The sequence below is a fragment of the Streptomyces spongiae genome (assembly GCF_009377185.1).
GTDB classification, from domain to species: domain Bacteria; phylum Actinomycetota; class Actinomycetes; order Streptomycetales; family Streptomycetaceae; genus Streptomyces; species Streptomyces spongiae.
In genome coordinates this window covers 1-3,919 of sequence record NZ_VJZC01000776.1, presented here as the reverse complement: position 1 = coordinate 3,919, position 3,919 = coordinate 1, and the positions used below count along the sequence as shown (strand labels likewise).

Here is a 3,919-nt window from a genome sequence, read left to right as displayed (position 1 = left end):
GAACGAGTTCGCAAGCACTCCCCGCCGTCATGTAATGTTTCCGGCGGAGGATTCGCCTAGAGGCCTAGGGCGCACGCTTGGAAAGCGTGTTGGGGGCAACCCCTCACGAGTTCGAATCTCGTATCCTCCGCACCTTGCCTGAACAGGCGAAACGAAGGGGCCCGCTGATCTTCAGCGGGCCCCTTCGTTGTTGTCCTCAGCGCTCGTTGTCCTGGTTTTTGTCCACAGGGGACGTTTCCGGGGGTCCCCAGATCGCATCCGCGATCTTCCGGGCCACGTCCTTGAGCATGGCGTCCGGCACATGCAGGTACCGCGCCCGCATGCTCGCGGAGGTGCCCGGCTCCCACCCCATGATCTGATCAATGACGCGATCCGGGACACCGAGCAGCATGAGCACGGTGGCGGCCGTGTGCCGGGCGTCGTGAAGCCGAGCGTTCCGAACCCCCGCGTCTTCCAGCAGTCGCTTCCAGTCGTGATAGTCCGTGTTCGGGCTCAGCGGGCCACCCAGCGGCTTGGTGAACACGTAGTCCGACTCGACCCACAGGTTGCCGGCCGCCTTGCGCTCGCGCTCTTGTGTCTCGGCGTGGGCCCGGAGCATGGCGACCAGCGGTCCCGGCAGGGGCACAGCGCGACGGCCCGCCCGGGACTTGGTGTTCTTGGTCTCACGCCGGACCTGCACCTTGTCCGGGCAGTACCCCGCCTTCCGGCCGCACGGTGAGGCTTCCGGGCACCCGTGCTCGTACCTGGGACGCAGACGGTTCCGGCGCAGCTTGAGGTACTCATTGCCCAGGTCGACGTCAGACCAGCGCAGTCCGAGCGTCTCGCCCTGTCTCAGTCCGAGCGCCAGCGCCAGCATCCAGCGAGCGCTGTTCCTGCGCTTGTTGGCTTCCAGCAACAGGCACTGAACCTCTTCCACCGAGTAGGGCTCAACCTCGGATTCGTCCTCTTCCATCCGGGGTGGCTTCGCCAACGCGGCGGCGTTCTTGGCCGCGTAGCCGCGCCGTACCGCCTCCCCCAGCGCCGTGCGGGCGGTGCGGTGAGCCTGGTGAGCCGTACCGGCCTTGCGCTCCCCGTTCGCCTGCATCCGGCGGTACAGGCTTTCCAGGTGCTCAGGCTGCAAGCGGTCAAGGCGGTGCTTGCCGACACCGGGCGCAAGGTGGACGCGAACGGCTACCTCGTAGCCGTCGTACGTGTTCTCGCTGACGGTCGGCTTGGCGATGTTCTCAACCCAGTGCCAGAGCCACTTTTCAACCGTCCATGCCTTGCCCGGCTGTTGGGCCGACCCCCCGTCGCGCTGCTTCTCCAGCTTTTTGACTTCTTCAACCAGGTCATCGCGCGTCTTGCGCGTCAGGTGTCGACGGTAGGGCTCCCCGTTGTCCTTGTAGCCCATTGGCACACGGGCGTGCCAACGGCCGTCCGCCCCGAAGTAGATCGCGGATTCGCCGTTGGCGCGGCGGGTGCCCTTCTTCTTCTCTGCCACAGGCAGGCTCCTGTTTTCTCCCTGTCAGGACGGAAACCGAGACGGCGGGCGAGATACGCGGCCGGCGCGTCGGCGGGGACGCGGCGGAGACGGCCGATGTCGATGGACTCCAGCTCTCCAGAGCGGATGAGCCCGTAGCACGTGGTGCGGCCGATCCGGAGGCGACGGGCGGCTTCCTCGACGGTCAGCAGAACGAGGGTGGTGTCTATGGAATCGGCGAGTTGGGCCGTGTCCATGCGGAGGACTCTCCTTCGTCGTACGACTGTGGGGGCAAGCCCCTTCCGGGAATCCGCAACATCCGCCACGCCGCAACATTGCTGGTCAGCGGCTTGAATCTGTGGCGGATGCCGTTTCTGTTGCGGATAGATCCCGCCGCGCGGGGCGGCGCGGCGGGACCTTCGGGCATGGCTGGTCAGCCAGCGATGCGGAGTTGGCGTGTGTCGGTTTCCGCGGACATGTGGCGGCTCTCGGAGGGGGCTTCCGCCACAGATTCACCCTCGTTGACCTGCGATGTTGCGGCTGTGGCGGATGTTGCGGATTTCTCAGGGTGAGGGGGGCAGTAGCGGTTCCAGGCGTCCGCTAGGTCTTCCGCGTAGTAGCCCTTCGGGGTGCCGCTGCCCACCCGAATGCCACGGGGCTTGATGGGGCTGTTGTCGGGACGCACGTACTGGCTCAGGAGCTTGGACAGGGCGCGTGCGGTGAGTGGCTTGATGCTCTGTCCGTCGTCGCTCAGGTCGGCCCATGGGGCGTCATCGAGGTTCAGGAGGACTTCGAGGATGGCGGCGGTGGGCATGCGGTCGGAGCCGCAGAACACCTTGTCGCGTAGGTCCGTCAGCAGGCGTACCCCCAGGGATGCCTCATCGCCCTGCGAAGCGGCCTTGATGAGCGCGGTGCAGGCGGCGCGGGCCCGCTTGGGCCAGTGCCCGCCGGCCGCGTCTGCGACCGCGAGCAAGGGTTCCCACACGTCGGCCGGCCGGTCGGTGACGCCCTCGGGCATCTCCGGCCATGCGTCCGCGATCTGGTCGTGGATGGTGGCGGTCCACTCCGCGAGCCGGTCACGCAGGATGTGGCCCTGCTTCTCGTGGACGCGCCGCCGGTAGGGCTCACACTTCTCGTTGGGCGCCTTCTTCCGCATGCGGATGATGACGGACCTGGTCAGGATCGTGTCGGGCAGCGATCCGAGTCCCGCCATGGCGACCGCGCAGAACGAGTCGAACCAGCCTGCTTTCTGGTCGGAGCCCTCTCCGACGCAGCGCAGGGACTTGGCGCCGCGCCGGTAGCCGGAGTTGAGGAACCCGCGGACCTCTTCGTTCCCGCCGGCCTTGGGTCCGAACACGGTGTCGATCTCGTCGAACAGGAGCGTCGGTGTTCCCGCATCGGCCGCTACCAGCCGGAACAGGGCGTTGGCGGATGCGTTGACGGTGGTCGCCGCGCGCGGGGTGAGCGTCTCGATGATCTCCAGCGCGCGGGACTTCCCCGATCCCGGTTCGGGGCTGAGGAAGGCGATGCGGGCAGTGCCGTCGAGTGCGTCGATCAGGTGGGCGTGTGCGTCCCACAGGGCGACGGCGGTGTACGCGTGCTCGGTGGGGAAGACGTTGAAGCGGCGGTGGAACGCTTCGACCTCGTCGAGCAGGGCCGCTCCGTCGATGGACGGCGTGGGCGCGGTGGTGCTGGTCATGCGGCGTTCCTCCTTTCCTGGGTGGTGCGGAGCGGGCAGGTGTCGCGGTGGGCTTCGTGGTCGGTGACCAGGGCCAGAACCTTGCGGTGGCCAACCGCGCTGCGGTCCCGGCCACACAGGCACTTCGAAGTGGCCGTGGGAGTAGCGCCTCGGGGGGCGCGGATGTGCAGCCACGCCACGGGGAAGCGGCCGTCACCGCGGGGCGGGGCGGTTGCCTGCCGACCGGTGGGAAGGGCGGAAAGGACGGCCTGGCGGCCGTCGTCCTTCGTGCCACGGCCCGATCCGGGGCCACCCTCAGACGGGCGCGTACGGCCAGGCGTGACGGACGTGGGCTTTTCAGGGGCGGGGCGGGGGCTCACGCGGCCTCCCTCGGCCGGCAGGTGCGGATCGACCAGTCCAGAGCACTGCGGATCGTCGTGCGGCACTCGGCCGCCGGCAGTCCGGCCGCCTCGCCCGCCCCCTGAAAAGCCTCCTCGACCACGTCTCGGGGGATCTCGCCCCATGCGACGAACCGGCCCAGGGCGCGGGCGCCCACCAACAGCCGGTTGTTGCGCCCGCCCTCGGTCGTCTTGGCCACGGCGTCTGTCTCCCGTGTCAGGGCGGCTTCGGCGCGCCGGGTGGCCTGTCCGGGGATGAGCAGCGGGGCGGGCGCCCGGTCGGGCGTGGGCGGGCTGGTGAGGTGCTGCAACAGCCAGTCGGGCAGGGACGCGACCGGTGCCGGGTGGGTCACCTCGTAGGTGGCGCCGTCGATGATGCTGCCG

Annotated in this window: 2 protein-coding genes, 1 tRNA gene and 2 pseudogenes; 1 reads left to right on the top strand and 4 read right to left on the bottom strand. The window is 68.7% G+C overall.

Features of this window, described 5'->3' with window-relative positions; all coding sequences use genetic code 11:
* Window positions 1–45 precede the first annotated feature (45 nt).
* A tRNA-Ser gene (locus FNH08_RS46540) sits at window positions 46–130 on the top strand.
* 66 nt (window positions 131–196) lie between these two features.
* On the opposite strand, the gene FNH08_RS46535 is transcribed toward FNH08_RS46540, so the two are convergent.
* From FNH08_RS46535 to FNH08_RS46515, 4 genes and pseudogenes are all read right to left on the bottom strand, one after another.
* Window positions 197–1,480, bottom strand: coding sequence for a tyrosine-type recombinase/integrase (locus tag FNH08_RS46535; protein WP_322726543.1), 1,284 nt, complete (start codon window positions 1,478–1,480; stop codon window positions 197–199).
* Window positions 1,481–1,521: 41 nt separating this feature from the next.
* Window positions 1,522–1,716 (bottom strand): annotated as a pseudogene (locus FNH08_RS46530) (helix-turn-helix domain-containing protein); the annotation flags it as partial.
* A 176-nt stretch (window positions 1,717–1,892) separates the two neighbouring features.
* Window positions 1,893–3,158 (bottom strand): DUF3631 domain-containing protein, encoded by a 1,266-nt coding sequence (locus FNH08_RS46525; protein WP_152777820.1) that lies wholly within the window; start codon window positions 3,156–3,158, stop codon window positions 1,893–1,895.
* Window positions 3,159–3,513: 355 nt separating this feature from the next.
* Window positions 3,514–3,919, bottom strand: a pseudogene (locus FNH08_RS46515) (bifunctional DNA primase/polymerase); the annotation flags it as partial.